The organism is Eudoraea sp. (genome assembly GCF_049665975.1).
Lineage (GTDB): Bacteria > Bacteroidota > Bacteroidia > Flavobacteriales > Flavobacteriaceae > Eudoraea.
The window spans coordinates 1-17,627 of the sequence record NZ_JBATGR010000288.1 but is presented as its reverse complement, the minus strand read 5'-3'; the positions used below and the strand labels follow the sequence as shown (position 1 = coordinate 17,627).

Annotated in this window: 17 protein-coding genes; 7 read left to right on the top strand and 10 right to left on the bottom strand. The window is 36.4% G+C overall.

Annotated features, from left to right (window positions below):
- Positions 1-198: 198 nt before the first annotated feature.
- From WBN20_RS10205 to ilvD, 5 genes are all read right to left on the bottom strand, one after another.
- Complete coding sequence (locus tag WBN20_RS10205) at positions 199-1,791, bottom strand: NADP-dependent glyceraldehyde-3-phosphate dehydrogenase (protein ID WP_424281607.1); 1,593 nt, start codon at positions 1,789-1,791, stop codon at positions 199-201.
- Between the two features lie 60 nt (positions 1,792-1,851).
- Entirely contained in the window at positions 1,852-3,327 is a 1,476-nt protein-coding gene (ilvC, locus tag WBN20_RS10200) for a ketol-acid reductoisomerase (protein ID WP_424274781.1), read from the bottom strand.
- 33 nt (positions 3,328-3,360) lie between these two features.
- The gene (ilvN, locus tag WBN20_RS10195) at positions 3,361-3,888 is read right to left on the bottom strand and encodes an acetolactate synthase small subunit (RefSeq protein ID WP_424273645.1); all 528 of its coding nucleotides are present in this window, start codon (positions 3,886-3,888) and stop codon (positions 3,361-3,363) included.
- A 6-nt stretch (positions 3,889-3,894) separates the two neighbouring features.
- Positions 3,895-5,628 (bottom strand): biosynthetic-type acetolactate synthase large subunit, encoded by a 1,734-nt coding sequence (ilvB, locus tag WBN20_RS10190; protein ID WP_424281606.1) that lies wholly within the window; start codon positions 5,626-5,628, stop codon positions 3,895-3,897.
- Positions 5,629-5,691: 63 nt separating this feature from the next.
- Positions 5,692-7,368 (bottom strand): dihydroxy-acid dehydratase, encoded by a 1,677-nt coding sequence (gene ilvD / locus WBN20_RS10185; protein ID WP_424272588.1) that lies wholly within the window; start codon positions 7,366-7,368, stop codon positions 5,692-5,694.
- 289 nt (positions 7,369-7,657) lie between these two features.
- On the opposite strand from ilvD, the gene WBN20_RS10180 reads away from it, so the two are divergent.
- Entirely contained in the window at positions 7,658-8,389 is a 732-nt protein-coding gene (locus WBN20_RS10180; RefSeq protein ID WP_424281605.1) for a nitroreductase family protein, read from the top strand.
- Here the strand turns inward: WBN20_RS10180 and WBN20_RS10175 are convergent.
- From WBN20_RS10175 to WBN20_RS10160, 4 genes are read right to left on the bottom strand one after another with little or no spacing between them, the layout of a single operon-like run.
- Complete coding sequence (locus WBN20_RS10175; RefSeq protein WP_424281604.1) at positions 8,386-9,231, bottom strand: biotin-dependent carboxyltransferase family protein; 846 nt, start codon at positions 9,229-9,231, stop codon at positions 8,386-8,388. The genes WBN20_RS10180 and WBN20_RS10175 overlap by 4 nt on opposite strands.
- Positions 9,224-9,961 (bottom strand): 5-oxoprolinase subunit PxpB, encoded by a 738-nt coding sequence (pxpB, locus tag WBN20_RS10170; protein ID WP_424274785.1) that lies wholly within the window; start codon positions 9,959-9,961, stop codon positions 9,224-9,226. The genes WBN20_RS10175 and pxpB overlap by 8 nt, the downstream gene beginning before the upstream one ends.
- Positions 9,958-10,704: a 5-oxoprolinase subunit PxpA gene (pxpA, locus tag WBN20_RS10165; protein ID WP_424281603.1), complete on the bottom strand. Its 747-nt coding sequence runs from the start codon at positions 10,702-10,704 to the stop codon at positions 9,958-9,960. Before pxpA ends, pxpB begins: the two co-directional genes overlap by 4 nt.
- Complete coding sequence (locus WBN20_RS10160) at positions 10,701-11,894, bottom strand: Nramp family divalent metal transporter (protein WP_424281602.1); 1,194 nt, start codon at positions 11,892-11,894, stop codon at positions 10,701-10,703. Before WBN20_RS10160 ends, pxpA begins: the two co-directional genes overlap by 4 nt.
- A gap of 224 nt (positions 11,895-12,118) precedes the next feature.
- Between WBN20_RS10160 and WBN20_RS10155 the strand changes: the two genes are divergently transcribed.
- The 6 genes from WBN20_RS10155 (at position 12,119) to WBN20_RS10130 (ending at position 17,063) form a co-directional block, all read left to right on the top strand.
- Positions 12,119-12,562, top strand: a complete 444-nt coding sequence (locus tag WBN20_RS10155; protein ID WP_424281601.1) for a hypothetical protein — start codon at positions 12,119-12,121, stop codon at positions 12,560-12,562.
- A gap of 27 nt (positions 12,563-12,589) precedes the next feature.
- Positions 12,590-12,880, top strand: a complete 291-nt coding sequence (locus WBN20_RS10150; RefSeq protein ID WP_424271066.1) for a hypothetical protein — start codon at positions 12,590-12,592, stop codon at positions 12,878-12,880.
- Between the two features lie 216 nt (positions 12,881-13,096).
- Positions 13,097-14,209, top strand: coding sequence for a pyridoxal phosphate-dependent aminotransferase (locus WBN20_RS10145; protein WP_424281600.1), 1,113 nt, complete (start codon positions 13,097-13,099; stop codon positions 14,207-14,209).
- A gap of 56 nt (positions 14,210-14,265) precedes the next feature.
- On the top strand, positions 14,266-15,009 hold the full coding sequence (locus WBN20_RS10140) for a VIT1/CCC1 transporter family protein (protein ID WP_424281599.1): 744 nt from the start codon (positions 14,266-14,268) through the stop codon (positions 15,007-15,009).
- Positions 15,010-15,530: 521 nt separating this feature from the next.
- Positions 15,531-16,400 carry a 3-keto-5-aminohexanoate cleavage protein gene (locus tag WBN20_RS10135; protein ID WP_424281598.1) on the top strand — a complete coding sequence of 290 codons (870 nt, stop codon included), beginning with the start codon at positions 15,531-15,533 and terminating at the stop codon, positions 16,398-16,400.
- Positions 16,401-16,418: 18 nt separating this feature from the next.
- On the top strand, positions 16,419-17,063 hold the full coding sequence (locus WBN20_RS10130) for a GNAT family N-acetyltransferase (RefSeq protein WP_424281597.1): 645 nt from the start codon (positions 16,419-16,421) through the stop codon (positions 17,061-17,063).
- Positions 17,064-17,182: 119 nt separating this feature from the next.
- Here the strand turns inward: WBN20_RS10130 and WBN20_RS10125 are convergent, their stop codons facing one another.
- Complete coding sequence (locus WBN20_RS10125) at positions 17,183-17,467, bottom strand: DNA-binding protein (protein ID WP_424281596.1); 285 nt, start codon at positions 17,465-17,467, stop codon at positions 17,183-17,185.
- Positions 17,468-17,627 lie beyond the last annotated feature (160 nt).

Below are 17,627 nucleotides of genomic sequence, written 5' to 3'. Positions count from 1 at the left end.
TTTTTAATAGAGTGACAATATTTTTTACGAACCTTTCGCAACATGACGAATATTGAAGGAAATTCTGGGCAGTCTAAAGTTCTTCAAACCAGTGAAGTTGGCGACTGGCTTGCCTCACATATTTAGGAAGAAAAATATATTCTTTGCAGAACAGCTTTTGGGTTTCCGAAATTGATTTTATAACTATCAAGATGATAATTATAAAAGATAATCGGTGCTAATAAAGTTAGACAGCTTGGTTTCCAATAACTTTTCGAGAATTTCATTGTTTAACTCTGTGTCCTTAGAAGCAACAAATGTGCGGATAGAGAACGATCGCAACGCATCATGAACACTTAGTGTAGCAACCGCGGAATCTTTTCTACCTGTAAATGGATAAACATCTGGTCCTCTCTGGCAAGAGCTATTCAAATTTACTCTACAAACCAGATTCGCCAGGTTGTCAATTAAAGGTGCAAGGCTATACACATCACTACCAAACAAACTTACCTGCTGCCCATAGTTAGATTCAGCCATGTCATCTAATGGTTCCTGAATATCTTCAAATGAAAGGATTGGAATCACAGGGCCAAACTGTTCTTCTTCATATACCTTCATATCCTTGGTTACAGGATAAAGGACTGCAGGCCAGATAAAATTATCAGAATGCTTTCCTCCTTTTGCGTTCAGAATTTTAGCTCCTTTATCCAAAGCATCATCAATTAATTCTTGTATATATGCCGGTTTATCCGGTTCTGGCAAAGGTGTTAGAGCTACTCCCTTATCCCAGGGATTGCCGAATTTAAGTTCATCTACTTTTTTAGAGAATTTTTCATTAAACTCATCAACAATATCTTTATGCACATATATCACTTTAAGTGCAGTACAACGCTGACCATTAAAAGACAAAGCTCCGGCCAGACATTCATGTATCGCCAATTCCAGATTTGCGTCATGCAGCACAATAGCAGGGTTTTTTGCTTCCAGCCCCAATACAAGTCTCAAACGGTTGCTCTTTGGATGCTGGTTTTGCAATGCATTTGCCGATGAACTATGACCTATTAAAGCCAGGACATCTACTTTACCTGTCTTCATAATAGGACCCGCAATAGCACGCCCACGCCCGAATAAGACATTTACGACTCCTTTTGGAAAACTTTCTTTAAAGGCTTCTATTAATGGCGCAATTAAAAGAACTCCCTGCTTGGCAGGTTTAAAAACTGCTGTATTCCCCATGATAATCGCCGGAATAAGCAAACAGAAGGTTTCATTTAAAGGGTAATTATAAGGACCAAGGCATAACACTACCCCAAGAGGTCCGCGCCTTATATGCGCATAAACCCCTCCATTCTTTTCAAATTTCGCAGAATCACGATCCAATTGTTTGTAATCTTCAATAGTATCGTAGATGTATTCAATGGTTCTGTCGAACTCTTTTTCAGAATCTGCTAAAATTTTACCTATTTCCCACATTAAATATTTGACTACTTCATCCCTTTTGGTCTCCATAATACGGACAAACTTTTCCATACATTCTATCCGATCTCGAACCTTCATAGTTGGCCATACACCCTGCCCCTGATCATAAGCTTTTACAGCTGCATCTAATGCATCCAAAGCCTCCTTTTCGTCCATGTCAGGAACTGAACCGAGTAAAGTTTGTGAATATTCAGATGTACTTGATATGGTAGAGTAAACATCGGAAGTAGCCCCATCCCACTCTTTTAATTCGCCATTTACCAAATAAATTTTTTGGTTTATTGGCTCATTAATACGAAATGCCTCGGGAATAAACGATACTGTAGTTTCCATATTATTTTTTTATCTTAAAAAGCTTAGATTAATTTTTAAATACCGGGAAAATGCCTTTTGCTATACGATGGGTTTCATCGCGGTCATTGACTCCCTTAAGCTCGTGCCAATAATCTCAACAGGATGCTCACGCAACGCCTTATTTACCGCTATTAGCTTGGCATTATCTACACCGTTGTCCTTGCCTTGGACATAAGGCGTACCAATAACATCAATATCCACTTTTTTCATAAAATCGCCTAATAAAGGTTTACAGGCATGATCAAATAAATAGCAACCATATTCTGCAGTATCAGATATTACCCGATTCATTTCGAATAATTTCTTTCTGGCAATAGTATTAGCTATAAGCGGCGTTTCGTGTAAAGACTCATAATAAGCCGATTCACCTATTATTCCGGATTCAGTCATAGACTCATAAGCCAGTTCCACCCCTGCCCTTACCAGGGCAACCATAAGCACACCATTATCATAATATTCCTGTTCAGATATGACATCATTGCCAGCAGCAGTTTTTTCAAATGCCGTTTCTCCGGTTTCCGCACGCCAGGTCAAAAGATTTTTATCATCATTTGCCCAATCTTCCATCATTGTCTTAGAAAAATGCCCGCTCATGATATCATCCATATGTTTATGAAATAAAGGTCTCATAATATTTTTTAGCTCTTCTGACAACTCAAAGGCTTTTATTTTTGCAGGATTAGACAAGCGGTCCATCATATTGGTGATCCCCCCATATTTCAATCCCTCTGTTACGGTTTCCCAACCGTACTGAATAAGTTTAGAAGCGTAGCCCGGGTCAACTCCCTTCTCTATCATTTTATCAAAGCAAAGTATGGATCCTGTCTGTAACAAACCACACAGAATGGTTTGTTCTCCCATTAAATCAGATTTAACTTCAGCAACAAAAGAAGACTCCAATACACCGGCCCTATTTCCTCCGGTAGCAACTGCATAAGCCTTAGCCTGTTCATATCCCTTACCTTCCGGGTCATTATCCGGATGTACGGCAATCAAAGTTGGTACTCCAAAACCTCTTTTGTATTCTTCTCTAACCTCTGATCCGGGACATTTTGGCGCAACCATAATAACGGTAAGATCTTTCCTTATTTGCATTCCTTCCTCTACAATGTTAAATCCGTGAGAATAAGATAATGTTGCTCCTTTTTTCATTAACGGCATAACTGCATTAATTACAGAAGTATGCTGCTTGTCCGGAGTTAAATTAATGACAAGATCTGCATCAGGTACCATATTTTCATAGGTTCCTACATTGAAACCATTTTCACTGGCATTTTTATAAGATTGGCGTTTTTCCTTAATAGCAGCCTCACGAAGTGTATAAGAAATATCCAATCCGGAATCCCTCATATTTAAACCTTGGTTTAAGCCTTGTGCACCACAACCCACAATAACAATCTTTTTTGATTTTAAAGCATTAATGCCATCCGAAAATTCGCCAGACTCCATAAACCGGCATTTACCTAGTTGTAATAATTGATCTCTTAAGGATAGCGTATTGAAATAATTTGTCATGTTTAATATTTGTTATTTTTTATTAAATAAAATTTATGATTGATGGAATTCATTAATAATTGGAGTGATAGGCATTGTAGATTTAGTTACCGTGATTCTGCCTGAACGCACGAACTGCATAATTCCATAAGGCTCAAGCTGATCATGCATTTCATCAATCTCGTGTCTTCTGCCGGTTTTAGCCAAAACAAAATATTCTCTGGATACCGTTACAATTTTGGATTTACTCCCCGAGATAATATTCTGTATTTGAGGTTCATCAAACAAAAGATGCGAAGCAATTTTGAATAGAGCAGATTCCTGATAAATGGTCTCTTCATCTGTATGATAAAATGCTTTTATCACTTCAATTTGTTTCTCAATTTGAGCTACTATTTTACGTGTCCAATCTTCTGTAGTATTGATTACTATAGTAAATTTTGATACATGCTCAATTTCTGATTTTGAAACATTTAAACTCTCTATATTGATATGTCTCTTTAAGAATATTCCAGATATTCTATTGAGCAATCCAACATTATTTTCGGAATAAACCGATATGGTAAACCACTTTTTTTCCATGCTAATTTATTTTAAACGAATATCTGAAACCGATGCGCCGGAAGGAATCATCGGGAAAACATTATCCTCATTTTCAACACTCACTTCCAGAAAGAATGGCTCTTTTGAAGCCATCATAGCCTGCACTGCCGACTTAAGCTCCTTGCGTTCTTCCACTCTTTTTGCTTCAATACGATATCCTTCAGCTATTTTTACAAAATCCGGGTTAGTCATAACTGTAGATGCATATCTGCTCTCAAAAAATAATTCCTGCCATTGTCTTACCATTCCTAAGTGACCATTGTTTAAAACAACAATTTTAACCGCAGTCTTATTCTGAAAAATAGTCGCTAATTCCTGAATAGTCATTTGAAAACCACCATCTCCGATAATAGCAACCACTTCTCTGTCCATTGCTCCCATTTTGGCGCCAATAGCAGCAGGGAGGGCAAAACCCATGGTCCCTAAACCTCCTGAAGTAATATTACTTTTAGTTTGCTTAAACTTGGCATACCTGCATGCTATCATTTGATGCTGACCTACATCGGTAACAATGACCGCTTTATTTTCTGAAGCCAGATTTATTTCTTCAATTACTTCACCCATGGTTAGACCATCTTTGGTTGGGTAAAGATCATTTTTAATTACAGCTTCATATTCTTCTTTATAACACTTTTTGAACTTATTATGCCATGTCTCATGATTATTTTCATTTATTAATGGCAGCAATAAATCAAGTGATTCTCTTGCATTGCCTAAAATGGCCACATCCGCTTTTACATTTTTATCAATTTCGGCGGGGTCAATTTCAAAGTGAATTACTTTTGCTTGTTTTGCATAGGACTCCAGATTTCCAGTAACCCTGTCATCAAAACGCATTCCTATGGCAATTAGAACATCACATTCATTTGTAAGCACATTAGGGCCATAGTTCCCGTGCATTCCAACCATCCCCACATTTAAGGGATGATCTGTGTCCATTGCCGATAAGCCCAAAATGGTCCACGCTGCAGGGATTCCCGCTTTTTCAACCAATGCCCGAAGCTGCTCCTCTGCTTTTCCAAGAATTACACCATGACCAAAGACTATATAAGGTCTTTTTGCATTATTTATTATTTCTGCCGCAGATTCAATTTGTGCAATCTGAGGTTTTGGATTTGGCTTGTAACTTCTTACTCCTATACATCGACTGTAACTAAAATCAAACTCTTCAAATTGCGCGTTCTTTGTAATATCAATTAGTACAGGGCCTGGGCGACCCGATTTTGCAATATAAAAAGCCTTTGCTATGATTTCAGGAATTTCAGAAGCCTTTGTAATCTGATAATTCCATTTGGTAACCGGGGTAGATATTCCAATTATATCGGTTTCCTGAAATGCATCGGACCCAAGCAGATGCCGGGGCACTTGACCTGTAATGCAAATCATTGGAGTAGAATCTATCTGCGCATCTGCAAGACCCGTAACTAAGTTTGTTGCTCCAGGGCCTGAGGTTGCTATCGCAACGCCCACTTTTCCTGTAACACGGGCAAAGCCCTGTGCCGCATGAGTAGCTCCTTGCTCATGCCTTGTAAGTACATGGTGAAGTCTATCCTGAAACTTATATAGCTCATCATATACAGGCATAATGGCACCACCTGGATAGCCATATATCAAATTAACATCTTCCGCAAGAAGACAATGGATAATTGCTTCAGCCCCGCTGATTCTTATTGGAGTCTCCTTGTGTGTCTTCGGTTTTTTTTCCTTTAATGTTTGCATATACATTATCATTTATTAAATGCTATAACTCTTTTAAGCCTATCCTTATCAAAAGATGACGACCTAAAACTCATCTGTTACACAACCTTGTGAGGCAGATGACACTGTTTTCGCATATTTATATAAGCTCCCTCTATTTACTTTAAGCGCCGGTTGCACCCATTTAGAAAGTCTTTCGCTAATTTCCTTCTCAGTCAAATTCACTGAAATACTGTTTTTTTCCGCATCAATTGTAATAATATCGCCGTCTTCCAACAAAGCAATCGTACCACCATCCTGAGCCTCAGGAGAGATATGCCCCACTACAAAACCATGGGTTCCACCTGAAAAACGGCCGTCGGTTATTAATGCAACTTCTTTTCCAAGTCCTGCCCCCATTATTGCGGCAGTTGGTTTCAACATTTCCGGCATACCAGGCCCTCCTTTAGGTCCTTCATACCTTATAACCACTACATCCCCTTTTTTTACCAATCCCTTTCCTATTCCGTCATTTGCCTTGAACTCATCATCAAAAACCTTTGCCGGACCGGTAAAATGAAGTCCTTCTTTACCTGTTATTTTCGCTACTGCTCCATCTTTTGCCAAATTCCCATAAAGTATACGTAAGTGTCCTGTTTCCTTTATTGGATCCTGCAGCGATTTAACTACTTTCTGACCGGGTTTCAAACCTGGTAAATCTGCTAAATTTTCAGCAATCGTTTTACCCGTAACTGTTAAGCAGTCGCCATGTAGCATCCCATTTTCAAGCATAAATTTCATTACAGCGGGAGTACCTCCCACACGATGAATATCTTCCATCAAATATTTCCCACTAGGCTTTAAGTCCGCCAGAAAAGGAGTTGTATCACTTATTTTTTGAAAATCATCCAAAGTGAATTCAATTTTGGCAGCTTTCGCAATTGCCAAAAAGTGCAATACCGCATTTGTGGAACCTCCCATAACTGTTATTAACCGAATAGCATTTTCAAATGACTTTCGTGTAATAATATCACTTGGTTTAATATCGTGTTCTATTAAATGCCATAATGCCTTGCCTGAATTAATACAATCCTGGTGTTTTTCCTTGCCTATGGCGGGGTTCGAGGAGTTATAGGGTAATGCCATACCTAAAGCTTCTATTGCCGAAGCCATGGTATTGGCAGTATACATACCACCACATGCCCCTGCACCGGGACAGGCATTTTGGATGACACTTTTAAAATCCTTATCATTCATGGTCCCCGCAACTTTCTCGCCCCAGGCTTCAAATGCAGAAACAATATCTAGCTTTTTATCCTTAAAACATCCTGAAGCAATGGTTCCGCCATATACCAAAATAGAAGGTCTGTTTAAGCGGATCATAGCCATCAAGGCACCCGGCATATTTTTATCACAACCCACAACGGTGACCAGACCATCATAATTCATTGCCTGAACCACGGTTTCCATAGAATCGGCTATAATATCTCTTGAGGGTAATGAATATCGCATACCATAAGTTCCCATAGAAATTCCATCGCTAACACCAATGGTATTAAATACAAGTCCTACTAAATTATTTTCCTGAACTCCCTGTTTTACTTCCTGCGCCAGATCGTTCAAATGCATATTACAAGGATTTCCCTCGTAACCAGTACTACCAATTCCAATAAAAGGTTTTTTTAAATCCTCTTCCTTAAGTCCAAGCGCATATAACATAGCCTGGGCTGCAGGTTGAGTAGGATCTTGTGTTACATTTTTGCTGTATTTGTTCAATTCCATCAAATAGGTTCTCTTTAAATCTTATAGCACTTAATTGCTAAACTTTTCAAAGATAATTGTTTAAAAAAGTTGATGTTTTTAACAATTAGCACTGGTTCAAATTCAATAAAACATTTATGTGTTTAATTTACTGATTTTCAGACATATAATGACCTGTAATATACCATATTCAATAAATGTTGAAGTATGTTTAATAGGTTCATTTTGGATTTTATTTTATGTAAGCGGAAATATTTGTTTGTAAAACTGTATAATCCTTCCTTTGCGATATGAGATTCAAAACAGAGTTATGAAAATAGAAAAAACAGTTAGCGAAGCTATAAATTATAGAAGGTCGGTACGTATTTATAAAGAAGATGAAATTGATACCACGGCGGTAAGGAAATGCCTTGAAAATGCAGTTTTGGCGCCTACAAGTAGTAATTTACAACTGTGGGAATTTTACCATATTACCAGTAAAGATGTCCAAAAGAAGATACGTACTGCATGTTTTGACCAACCTGCTGTTAAAACAGCTAAACAATTGGTGGTCATAGTAACAAGAAAGGATCTTTGGAAAATAAGAGCAAAAGCGAATCTTAATTTTTTAAAGAAAAGTTTTGGGGATAAACCAATAGAAACATATGATAGTAAGGAAAAATTTGCAATGTCGTATTATAAAAAGCTTATACCATCTCTATATATAGATTTTTTTGGCGTTTTGGGACTGATACGTTATTTAGTTTTTAACCTGGCAGGGCTATTTAAACCCGTTTACAGGCAGTTCCGAAATTCTGACATGCGTATTGTTGCCCATAAAAGTGCTGCATTGGCCGCACAGAACTTTATGATCTCTATGACTGCTATTGGTTACGACACTTGCCCTATGGAAGGATCGGATACATTGCGCATAAAAAGAGTCTTAAACTTACCTAGAGGTGCTGAAATAAATATGGTTATCGCATGTGGTGTACGAGATCCGAAAGGTATTTATGGTCCTCGTTTCAGGATTCCTTTTCAAGAAGTTTATAAAGAAGTCTAGCGTCTCAAAGGGTGAAGGGTAACCTTATCCCCAAATTTCTTTTGAGACAAGAAAGCAATTGATTTATTTGCTAATTGAAGTACCCGCGGGTATCCACCTGTTGTTTGGCCATCGCGCATCAATATGATTAATTTACCGGCCGGTGTTAATTGTACAGTTCCGGGAAGCGTCGCAGAAGTTAACATCTTGTGAGAATGCGCACCTATTAATTCTTCAAGCTGATATGCCATCCGATTATTTTCCTTAGCAATAGTGAATTTATTAGTAAATAATAACTTTAGATGATCATCTGTTAGTATTTTATATTCAGGCCCTTTATGTACAATCAATTCATGTTCCTTATGCCAAGCCTCCGGCTTTATATGACTTATTTTTGGAGAATAATCTGTATGTCCTTCGATGGGTATTTCCATTCGTTCTTTAATACAGTTCTGATCCGTGATTGGTTTGTAAAATGACCTGCTCATTAATTTAACTTCCGTGAGGAAGCCCCCTTTAACTGCGAGATAACTTCTAAAACCATTAATTAGTTTTCCAAAAGATAAAACATCACCTTCGCTGGCTTTGTGCACTTCATATGAATTGACCGGTATACCATTTAAAGTTGGGGACATTTCGGCCCCGGTAATAGCAAAAAAGCTCGAAGTATGAAATTCTAGTTTAGGACCTGTCATCGTGATTTCCATTACAGCATCCATTTCCTCATTCTCCAACAAAGAATTGGCTATGGAGGCGGAATAATTATCCATACACCCACATACAGGAACTCCTTTATCACGGTATCCGAACCTCCCGGCATCCTGAATTGTGGAAAAAAAACCCGGATGAATTACTTTAAGCATCTATCTTAATTTTATCGAGGTTATATATTCCAACCTCCGCCTCTATTTTATGTAAATCATATTCTGCACGGGAAATGGCATAGAATTGAATTTGATCTCCTACGCTTACAAAGCAGGGTTTTTCAAGATTCACGTTAAAAAGAGATATTGGACAATTACCTATAATATTCCATCCACCCGGTGAATCTTGTGGGTATATGCCGGTTTGTTTACCCGCAAGACCAACAGAACCTTTATACACCTGAAGCCTGGGTACAGATTTTCTTGGAGTTTCCAATTCTTTTGGTAAACCTCCCAGATACATAAAACCAGGTAAAAAACCAATCCCGTAAACCGTGTAAATGTGATCAGTGTGCGCTTTAATAGTATCTTCAATAGTAATACCTAAAGTTTTGGATACTTCTTCCAGATCAATACCAAATTCAAGGTCATAACAAACGGGTAATTTCCATAAATAACGTTGAGGTGCGTCGCTGGCGTTCCTGTTTTTATAGCATTCAAGCAGTTGAAATTTGGTTTTAGAAAAATTTATTCTATTGTTGCGGTTAATTAGGGTGAGAGAGTTGTAGGCCGGGACTAATTCCCATTCAATATAATCTTTAAAAACCAATTTGAAACTTTGAGCAAAATCGAGGATATCATAAAGGATAGCTTCTGATACCTCATTTGGCCATTCTATCAAAATTGCATCTTCTCCAAAAGGTCTAATTGATATAGGATAGGAACTCACTTTTTTAGAAAAATATGCTTCTTAGGCAATTCGTCCGAAAGATACGTTAATATTTGTAAAGCTGTAGCTGTATCACCATGAATACAATAAGTGTCTGCCCAAATTGGCCTTTGAATTCCATTTAAAGTATATACCTCATTATTAATAACCATTGACAGGACATGATCTAATACTTTTATTGGTTCCTCAATCATGGCATACGACGAACGCCGGGAAACAAGACTTAAGTCCTCATTGTAATTCCGATCCCCAAAAGCTTCACGGGATACTTTATAACCTTGCTTGCGAGCTTCTTTCTCTACAACTGAACCATAAGGAAGGTATACCAGAACATCGTCCTTATAGGCCCGGATGCTTTCCAAATAAATAGTGGATAATTCCAAATCACCGGCAATATCATTATAAAGAGCGCCATGTGCTTTAATATGGTGCATTTGCATTTCGGCCTTGCTTAAAACAATTTCTAAGGCCTTAATTTGTTTCCGAATACTTGCTTTTAGAACGTTCTTTTCTATTTTCATTGATGTGCGACCAAAATTATCTCTATCCGGATAAGAAGGATGTGCGCCCACATTAATTCCAAATTTTTTGGCCAACTGCACTATTTCAGACATAGTACTGACATCCCCAGCATGACCGCCGCACGCAATATTGCATGAACTAATATGCGGAAATAGAGCGCTTTCATTGCCTATACCTTCTCCTACATCACAATTAATATCTATAAAAACCTTGTTGATCATATTATTCCAAAAACACCTAAAATACTTTTTGCCCCAAGAACTATTACTAAAATAATGATAATAATTGCAGGTATGTTCTGCCAGAGGGAATTCTTAAAGTCTCCAAGAACTGAAGTTTTATTTACTATCCAAATCAAAATTATTGCAATAATGGGTAGCAGCAGCCCATTGGCAACCTGTGCAAATTGAATTATAGCTATTGGCCTGATTCCAAAAGAGAGTGAAATCACCCCAATAAAAAGTACTACCATCCAAACAATCCTAAACCGGGCATCTGTTACATGAGTATTCCATCCAAAACAACTGTTAGCTACGTAAGCTGCTGCTAAAGGAGCCGTAATGGCTGAGGTGATCCCCGCAGCAAAAAGACCTATTCCCATTAAATATTTGGCACTTTTTCCATACAATGGCTCTAATCCTTTGGCTAGATCCAAGGCATCTTTAACTTCCGTCGAATTAATTGCTGCCGCGGAAATAATAATAGCTATTGAGACAAGTCCTCCGAGTCCTATGGATAAAAAGGTGTCTCTTCGAACGTTTTTAAGATCGTCTGAAGAATTCCATTTTTCCCTTATCAATGATGCATGAAGAAATAGATTATACGGAACCACAGTGGTACCTACCAAAGCGATTATATTTAATAGGCTTCCATTAGGAATAGAAGGAACAAATAAGCCAACTAACATTTCCTTTATATCTGGTTTAGTAAAAAGAGCAGTTAAAACAAATGAAACACTCATTATCAACACTAGTGAAATAAATACCTTTTCCAGAGTTTTATAAGATCCTAAATACAACAACATAAAAGCAATAAAGCCAATAATCCATGGATATAGTGCTGCATAATCTGAGCCAAATAAGACTTGTAAACCCAGAGTAGCCCCACTTATATTACCCGCCTCATAAGCCGTATTACCAATTACTATGGCACTAAGGATAATCCCCATTACAAGGTAACGGAGCCAGCGAACAGTTAACTGATCTCTTATTACTTCGGCTAGCCCTTTCTGTGTAATAACCCCGACTCTGGCCGACATTTCCTGCAGAATAATGGTGGCAATAATAGATAGTAACATGGCCCAAAGCAATGCATATCCAAAGCCAACACCAGCAATTGTACAAGCTGTTATTGTACCCGGACCAATAAATGCTGCAGCAACTAATACCCCTGGGCCTAATTTCTTGAACATTTAATTTTAATAAGTTAAAGATGGAGGAGTAAATATAGACTCTTTAAAGAATAATAGAGCTTGGGATTCTAATATTAATTCAAAATAAATTTAACATAAAAAGTGCAGTTCGTCTAAAATATTGCAGTTCGTCTAAAAGTGAGTTGCCATACATCGATAAAATATAATATTCCAAAAAACTCTGGGTTATAACTATCCCAAATTAAAAATTTACCTACTTAAGAATGACATGTTTAGATTGTAAAAAAGAGCTTAGTTATTTGGATCATAAAATGGCCATGGAATCGTATGGTGTAGAATTGTGCTCCAAACATAAAGAGCGTATGGACAGACTCATGAGGCAAAATGACACTCCAATAGAGGCTATAAAGCTTTATTATGGGTTAAAGAAGTCCGGAGTTCAACCAATGTTAGAATGGTGGGACGGGAAAAAATCAGTAGACATTGCATTTTCAAGGGTGAAATTAAATATTGAAATCGATTCTCAATATCAAATGCTTACCCATGAACAGGCAATGAACGATCTGGAAGAAACCATGTATTCATTTCAAAATGGATTCACCACCTTAAGAATTCCCAGTACACTCATTAAGTATTATTTAAATGAAACAGTAAATAATATTTTGGGAATCAAGGAAGGTTTAAGAGCCAATATCAAAGTAATCTAATTGAGTTTTAACAAAAACCCGAAAGTTATGGAGGCTAATAATTCATATACAGAAAGATCATATAAGTTGAGTAAGCTAATCCTTTTTCTATTAACTTTTGCCGCATTTGCAATTGTGGTAAACATTAATCCGGTTTTTTCAAGATACCTTTTTGGCTTACCTATAATCCTGTCAGGTATTTTAGGTCTGGTTGGAACCATCATCCTTTATAAAGGTCGTAATGAACCCATTAACGAAAAAAAGATCATTGCCATAACGGTGAATATAGCAATGGTAATTCTGATTGTTACTATTTTTATTTCCAACACCCTTTATTAAGGGACATAGCTTTTTATTCTAAACAAGATATAGGTGATTTATTAGCAGCAAGGCTATTTAAAATAAGTTCTTAGCCTCTGTCTGATTGATTCCTCGTTTTAATTTGAGGTTTAAATAGACTATTTTCTTTAGATTGTCTAATCTCTTGGGGTTAATCAAATAACCAAACTTCTTCTTCAATTATTCTTTCTAACTTATTTTTCATAATTTAAGAACATGAAAAATATAGATAGAAGACATTGGTTAAAAACAGTAGGTTTAACTGGCAGCTTTGCATTGTTAGGTGGATTGGAAAGTATGGCATTGGATTTCCCCCTGCGATCTAATTCAGCCGATTCAATGGCATTGCTTAATGCCAATGAGAATCCCTATGGTCCTTCTGAAAGGGTTAGAAAAATACTGACAAATTCGTTTGATGAAGCGTGTAGGTATCCATTTAGAAGCTTATCCGGTTTAGTAGAAATGATTGCCTTAAAAGAAGGTGTAACAAAAGATCATGTAGTTGTGACCGGAGGCTCTACAGAGGGCTTAAAGGCGGCCGGGCTTGTTTACGGTCTGGATGGTGGCGAGATTATTTCTGCTGACCCTACTTTTCAAGCCATGTTGCGCTATGCGGAAACATTTAAAGCAAAAGTACATCGTGTTCCTTTAAATGAAAACATGGAGCATGACTTGCCAGCTATGGCCAATAAAATAAATAAGAATACCAGGCTTATTTTTATTTGCAATCCAAATAATCCAACAGGCACCCTATTGAATAAATCAAGTTTGCTGGATTTCTGTAAGTCCCATGATAAAAATGCAGTAATTTTTAGTGATGAAGCCTATTATGATTTTATAACGGAGCCCGAATATCCTTCAATGGTGGAGTTGGTTAAAGAAGGTAGAAATATTATTGTCTCTAAAACATTTTCAAAAGTTTATGGTCTTGCAGGATTACGAGTTGGTTATTTAATTGCCCAACCGGAGATTGCACGCAATTTGAAATCAGCTTTAATGGCTAATACGAATATTCTCGCTATTGAAGCAGCAAAGGAAGCCTTGAGAGATGATGAATTTTACAAGTATAGTATAATGCAAAATTTTAAAGCAAAATCACTCATCTATCAGCATTTGGATGATTTAGGTTTACAATATATAAAGTCGCATACCAATTTTGTCTTTTTTGAAACTGGCAGGCCAATTAAAGGAGTGATTGATGATATGAAAAAGCATAATGTTCTTATTGGTCGCCCTTTCCCTCCTTTAAACCAGTGGGCTCGCATTAGTACTGGGAGATTAGCCGATATGGACGTATTTGGTAAAGCCCTAAAACAAGTAATGGGCTAAAATATTTAATTCTATACTTCTCTTTTATGCAAAAGCCTTAAATAGAGTACTTTTTTATGGAAAATAAAGAAGCATATAATGAAAATACCTTACATAAACACACCGGGTTTTTAAAGAAATATGAAAAATATTTGGGTGAGTTTGTTTATGGTGGAATAGATGGTTGTGTAACTACTTTCGCCGTTGTAGCCGGTTCTGTAGGTGCGGGTCTTGATAGCGCTATAATAATAATTCTTGGGTTTGCTAATTTGCTGGCAGATGGGTTCGCTATGTCTGTTGGAGCTTACTTATCCAATAAAACAAGAAAAGATAACTACAATAAACACAAACAAATAGAATATTGGGAAGTTGATAATCTTCCTGAATTGGAAAGAGAAGAAATAAGGGTCATATACAAGGAGCAGGGGTTTGAAGGAGAACTTTTAGAAGAAGTAGTTAATGTGATTACGAGCGACAAAGACCGATGGGTGAACGTAATGATGAAAGAGGAATTGGTAATGTTTGATGAAGATAAATCTCCTTTAGTAATTGGAAGCGTTACTTATTTATCTTTTATTGCTATAGGAATAATTCCACTATTGATCTATGTGATAGATTACATTTATACCATTAATAACGATCTTTTTCTACTTTCATCTATATTAACAGGAATTGGTTTTATCATAATTGGCTGGCTGAAAGCTTTTGTAAATCAGACACCTTTTTGGAAGGGAATACTAGAAACCTTATTATTAGGGAGTATTGCAGCGATAGTAGCCTATTTTATTGGAGATTTCCTGGAGCGCATAATAATTTATTGAAAATAATAAGGGTAGTAAATAAGAGTAGATTAGCCCTTTTTAACGAATATATATACCTAAAATCGGATTTCCTACGCTTAAAAGAAGGAAAAGTATTATTATAGATCTCTGAATATTTATTAATAAAACCCTGATCTAAATGAAAAAAAGAGCTACACTTTCCTTTATTCTTTATGGCTTTTTTATTTTTTGTTTCTTCTGGTCGGTTTATATTTTTCTTTTTAAGTTTTCCTAGAAGGAGATTTAGATCTTAATTTGCTCTAAATAGTTTCCATGAATCTCACCTAATATTATTGGTTCTAATATTCATAATCCCCTGTTCAATAATTGACTAGATAGTTAAACATCCACATTTTTTAACCAGATAACTAGTAATTATTAGTTTCAGATATCCAATCTCCGTTTTTAATTATATTAGCTTAAGGAAAACTTTTTAGTCTTAATAGTAGCACATTTAGGTTGTACAATTAATTATAGAATACATTTCTTCTAAAATCTTTTCTAAACTTACACTTTTTGCTATGTCGGATAAATTGATAGTAAACTTTACGCCTACGGGGATGATCCCTACAAAAAAAATGACTCCCCATGTTCCTGTAAGTGCGTCAGAGATAATAGAAGATGTACATCGTGCAACCGAAGCGGGAATCACCATGGTTCACCTGCACGCAAGGGATGAAATAACAGAAGAACCCAGCTATAAAAAAGAAATTTATAGCGAAATAATTAGTGGTATCAGAAAATTTGATCCTTTTCTCGTCATTTGCGTTTCATTAAGTGGTAGAAATTTTAAAGAACTGGAACAAGGTGCAGACGCCCTGCAATTGGAAGGTGATCTAAAACCAGATATGGGTAGTTTAACCCTGAGCTCCCTGAATTTTAATAAAGTCGCAAGCATGAATTCTCCTGATATGATACAAAATTTAGCGGCTATTATGAAGGAAAAGGGAATTGTTCCCGAATTGGAAGCATTTGATATTGGGATGGTAAATTTTTCGAAATATCTGATAAAAAAAAAGCTACTTAAGCCACCATATTACTTTAACCTTCTTCTTGGTAATATTGCGTGCTCACAAGCAAATTTATTACATACAGGGGTTATGATTCAGGACCTTCCGGAAAATTCACTTTGGAGTTTGGCAGGAATTGGGAATGCTCAACTTAAAATGAATTCTATATCAATTGCCGTTGGTGGTGGAGTTAGAGTGGGTATTGAGGATAATATCTGGTTTGATACCGATAGAACAAAGTTGGCAAGTAATGTTGAATTAATTGAAAGAATACATACCATTGCTAAAGCCAATGGAAGAGAACTTATGACTTCAAAAGAGTTCAGAAGCCTTATGAATATGGAGCCTGGTAATGGAAGATATGGGCGCAAGTCGGATTAATTAAAATCAAATCTATTCATGGAGGTAAATAAGGATAAGTATTACAGGATAAAATGGTTTTGGAATATCCTTAAGAATGGTCTTTTCCTTTTTGGAGTTAGGAATCGACTAGCAAGAATTGGTTTTGATATTGACCCTTTTTATTGGGTTCTGGAAGGAGATTTGACCTGTGAAGCACCTAAAATAAAAGGCGATCCTTCAGCATATGAATTTACGCAACTGAATGCAGAAGAAATTACCTCTATTAAGAAAAAAATCCATGGATCTGATGATGTGGCAGCACTTCCCAATTTTCATGATCAACAAATTTGTATTGGTCTGGAATACAAAGGAGAAGTTGCGGCCTTTATGATAATAGAATTAAATGATTTTAATTACAACAGGAAAAAATTTCATCTAAAAGAAAACGAGGCTTATCTTTTTCATATGTATACCTTTGAAGCGCACAGGGGTAAAAACCTGGCCCCTTATTTACGCTATCAGAGTTATTTAATGTTAAAGGACATGGGAAGGAATAGAATCTATAGCATTACACAATTTTTTAATAAATCATCCCAACGTTTTAAAAAGAAATTGAACGCAAGGCATTTGCAGCTTTTTATGTATATCATTCTATTTAAAAAATATCACTATCATTTTCTAATAAAGAATTATGATTCCTAGTTTTTTGGAAAATAAAGACCGGCTAATAAAAGCCGGCCTTTAAAGAGAGATCAAACAAAAAACTAATTAACAATACTCTCTATTCCTACATTTCTCCTTTATCGTTCTTTATTAAATACCTAGTTTAAATAACTTCCTCTGAATAGTTCAGTTACTTCATCGTTATTCGTAACCGACAATGAAATGCGAAAATCAAGCTTAAAATGATTACTATAATAATACGTTTTCCTCCTTCTGCTGTACTCTACGGGAGCATTAAAATCCTTTAGAACTTCCAGAAGATTATATACTGATCGTTCACTCAATTCCATTCTTCGTGCCAGTGCTCGCGGGCGACCTGTACATTCTGCCTCGATAAGCAAATGAAGTTTTTGCAAATTTTCCAGGGTTTTAATTTTATTCATCTTCTTCCCTTTTATTCATAATATAATTTTCGGGGATATTTAGTAAAGTTTATTTAGAAATGTGGATTGTTAAACAAGCTTTTATTTCTTTTATAATATTAGAGATTATTTTCTATATATACAAATAATAATAGTTTTTTTTCTACATAATATTATAATT

Excerpts from the sequence above, each read along its gene's own strand:
- ilvB (WP_424281606.1), bottom strand. The coding sequence starts at position 5,628 with ATGCAAACATTAAAGGAAAAAAAACCGAAGACACACAAGGAGACTCCA.
- WBN20_RS10150 (WP_424271066.1), top strand. The coding sequence starts at position 12,590 with ATGGAGGCTAATAATTCATATACAGAAAGATCATATAAGTTGAGTAAG.
- WBN20_RS10175 (WP_424281604.1), bottom strand. The coding sequence starts at position 9,231 with ATGCTTAAAGTAATTCATCCGGGTTTTTTTTCCACAATTCAGGATGCC.
- WBN20_RS10180 (WP_424281605.1), top strand. The coding sequence starts at position 7,658 with ATGAAAATAGAAAAAACAGTTAGCGAAGCTATAAATTATAGAAGGTCG.
- WBN20_RS10145 (WP_424281600.1), top strand. The coding sequence starts at position 13,097 with ATGAAAAATATAGATAGAAGACATTGGTTAAAAACAGTAGGTTTAACT.
- ilvD (WP_424272588.1), bottom strand. The coding sequence starts at position 7,368 with ATGGAATTGAACAAATACAGCAAAAATGTAACACAAGATCCTACTCAA.
- WBN20_RS10205 (WP_424281607.1), bottom strand. The coding sequence starts at position 1,791 with ATGGAAACTACAGTATCGTTTATTCCCGAGGCATTTCGTATTAATGAG.
- WBN20_RS10125 (WP_424281596.1), bottom strand. The coding sequence starts at position 17,467 with ATGAATAAAATTAAAACCCTGGAAAATTTGCAAAAACTTCATTTGCTT.
- ilvC (WP_424274781.1), bottom strand. The coding sequence starts at position 3,327 with ATGACAAATTATTTCAATACGCTATCCTTAAGAGATCAATTATTACAA.
- WBN20_RS10155 (WP_424281601.1), top strand. The coding sequence starts at position 12,119 with ATGACATGTTTAGATTGTAAAAAAGAGCTTAGTTATTTGGATCATAAA.
- WBN20_RS10130 (WP_424281597.1), top strand. The coding sequence starts at position 16,419 with ATGGAGGTAAATAAGGATAAGTATTACAGGATAAAATGGTTTTGGAAT.
- WBN20_RS10160 (WP_424281602.1), bottom strand. The coding sequence starts at position 11,894 with ATGTTCAAGAAATTAGGCCCAGGGGTATTAGTTGCTGCAGCATTTATT.
- ilvN (WP_424273645.1), bottom strand. The coding sequence starts at position 3,888 with ATGGAAAAAAAGTGGTTTACCATATCGGTTTATTCCGAAAATAATGTT.
- WBN20_RS10140 (WP_424281599.1), top strand. The coding sequence starts at position 14,266 with ATGGAAAATAAAGAAGCATATAATGAAAATACCTTACATAAACACACC.
- WBN20_RS10135 (WP_424281598.1), top strand. The coding sequence starts at position 15,531 with ATGTCGGATAAATTGATAGTAAACTTTACGCCTACGGGGATGATCCCT.
- pxpA (WP_424281603.1), bottom strand. The coding sequence starts at position 10,704 with ATGATCAACAAGGTTTTTATAGATATTAATTGTGATGTAGGAGAAGGT.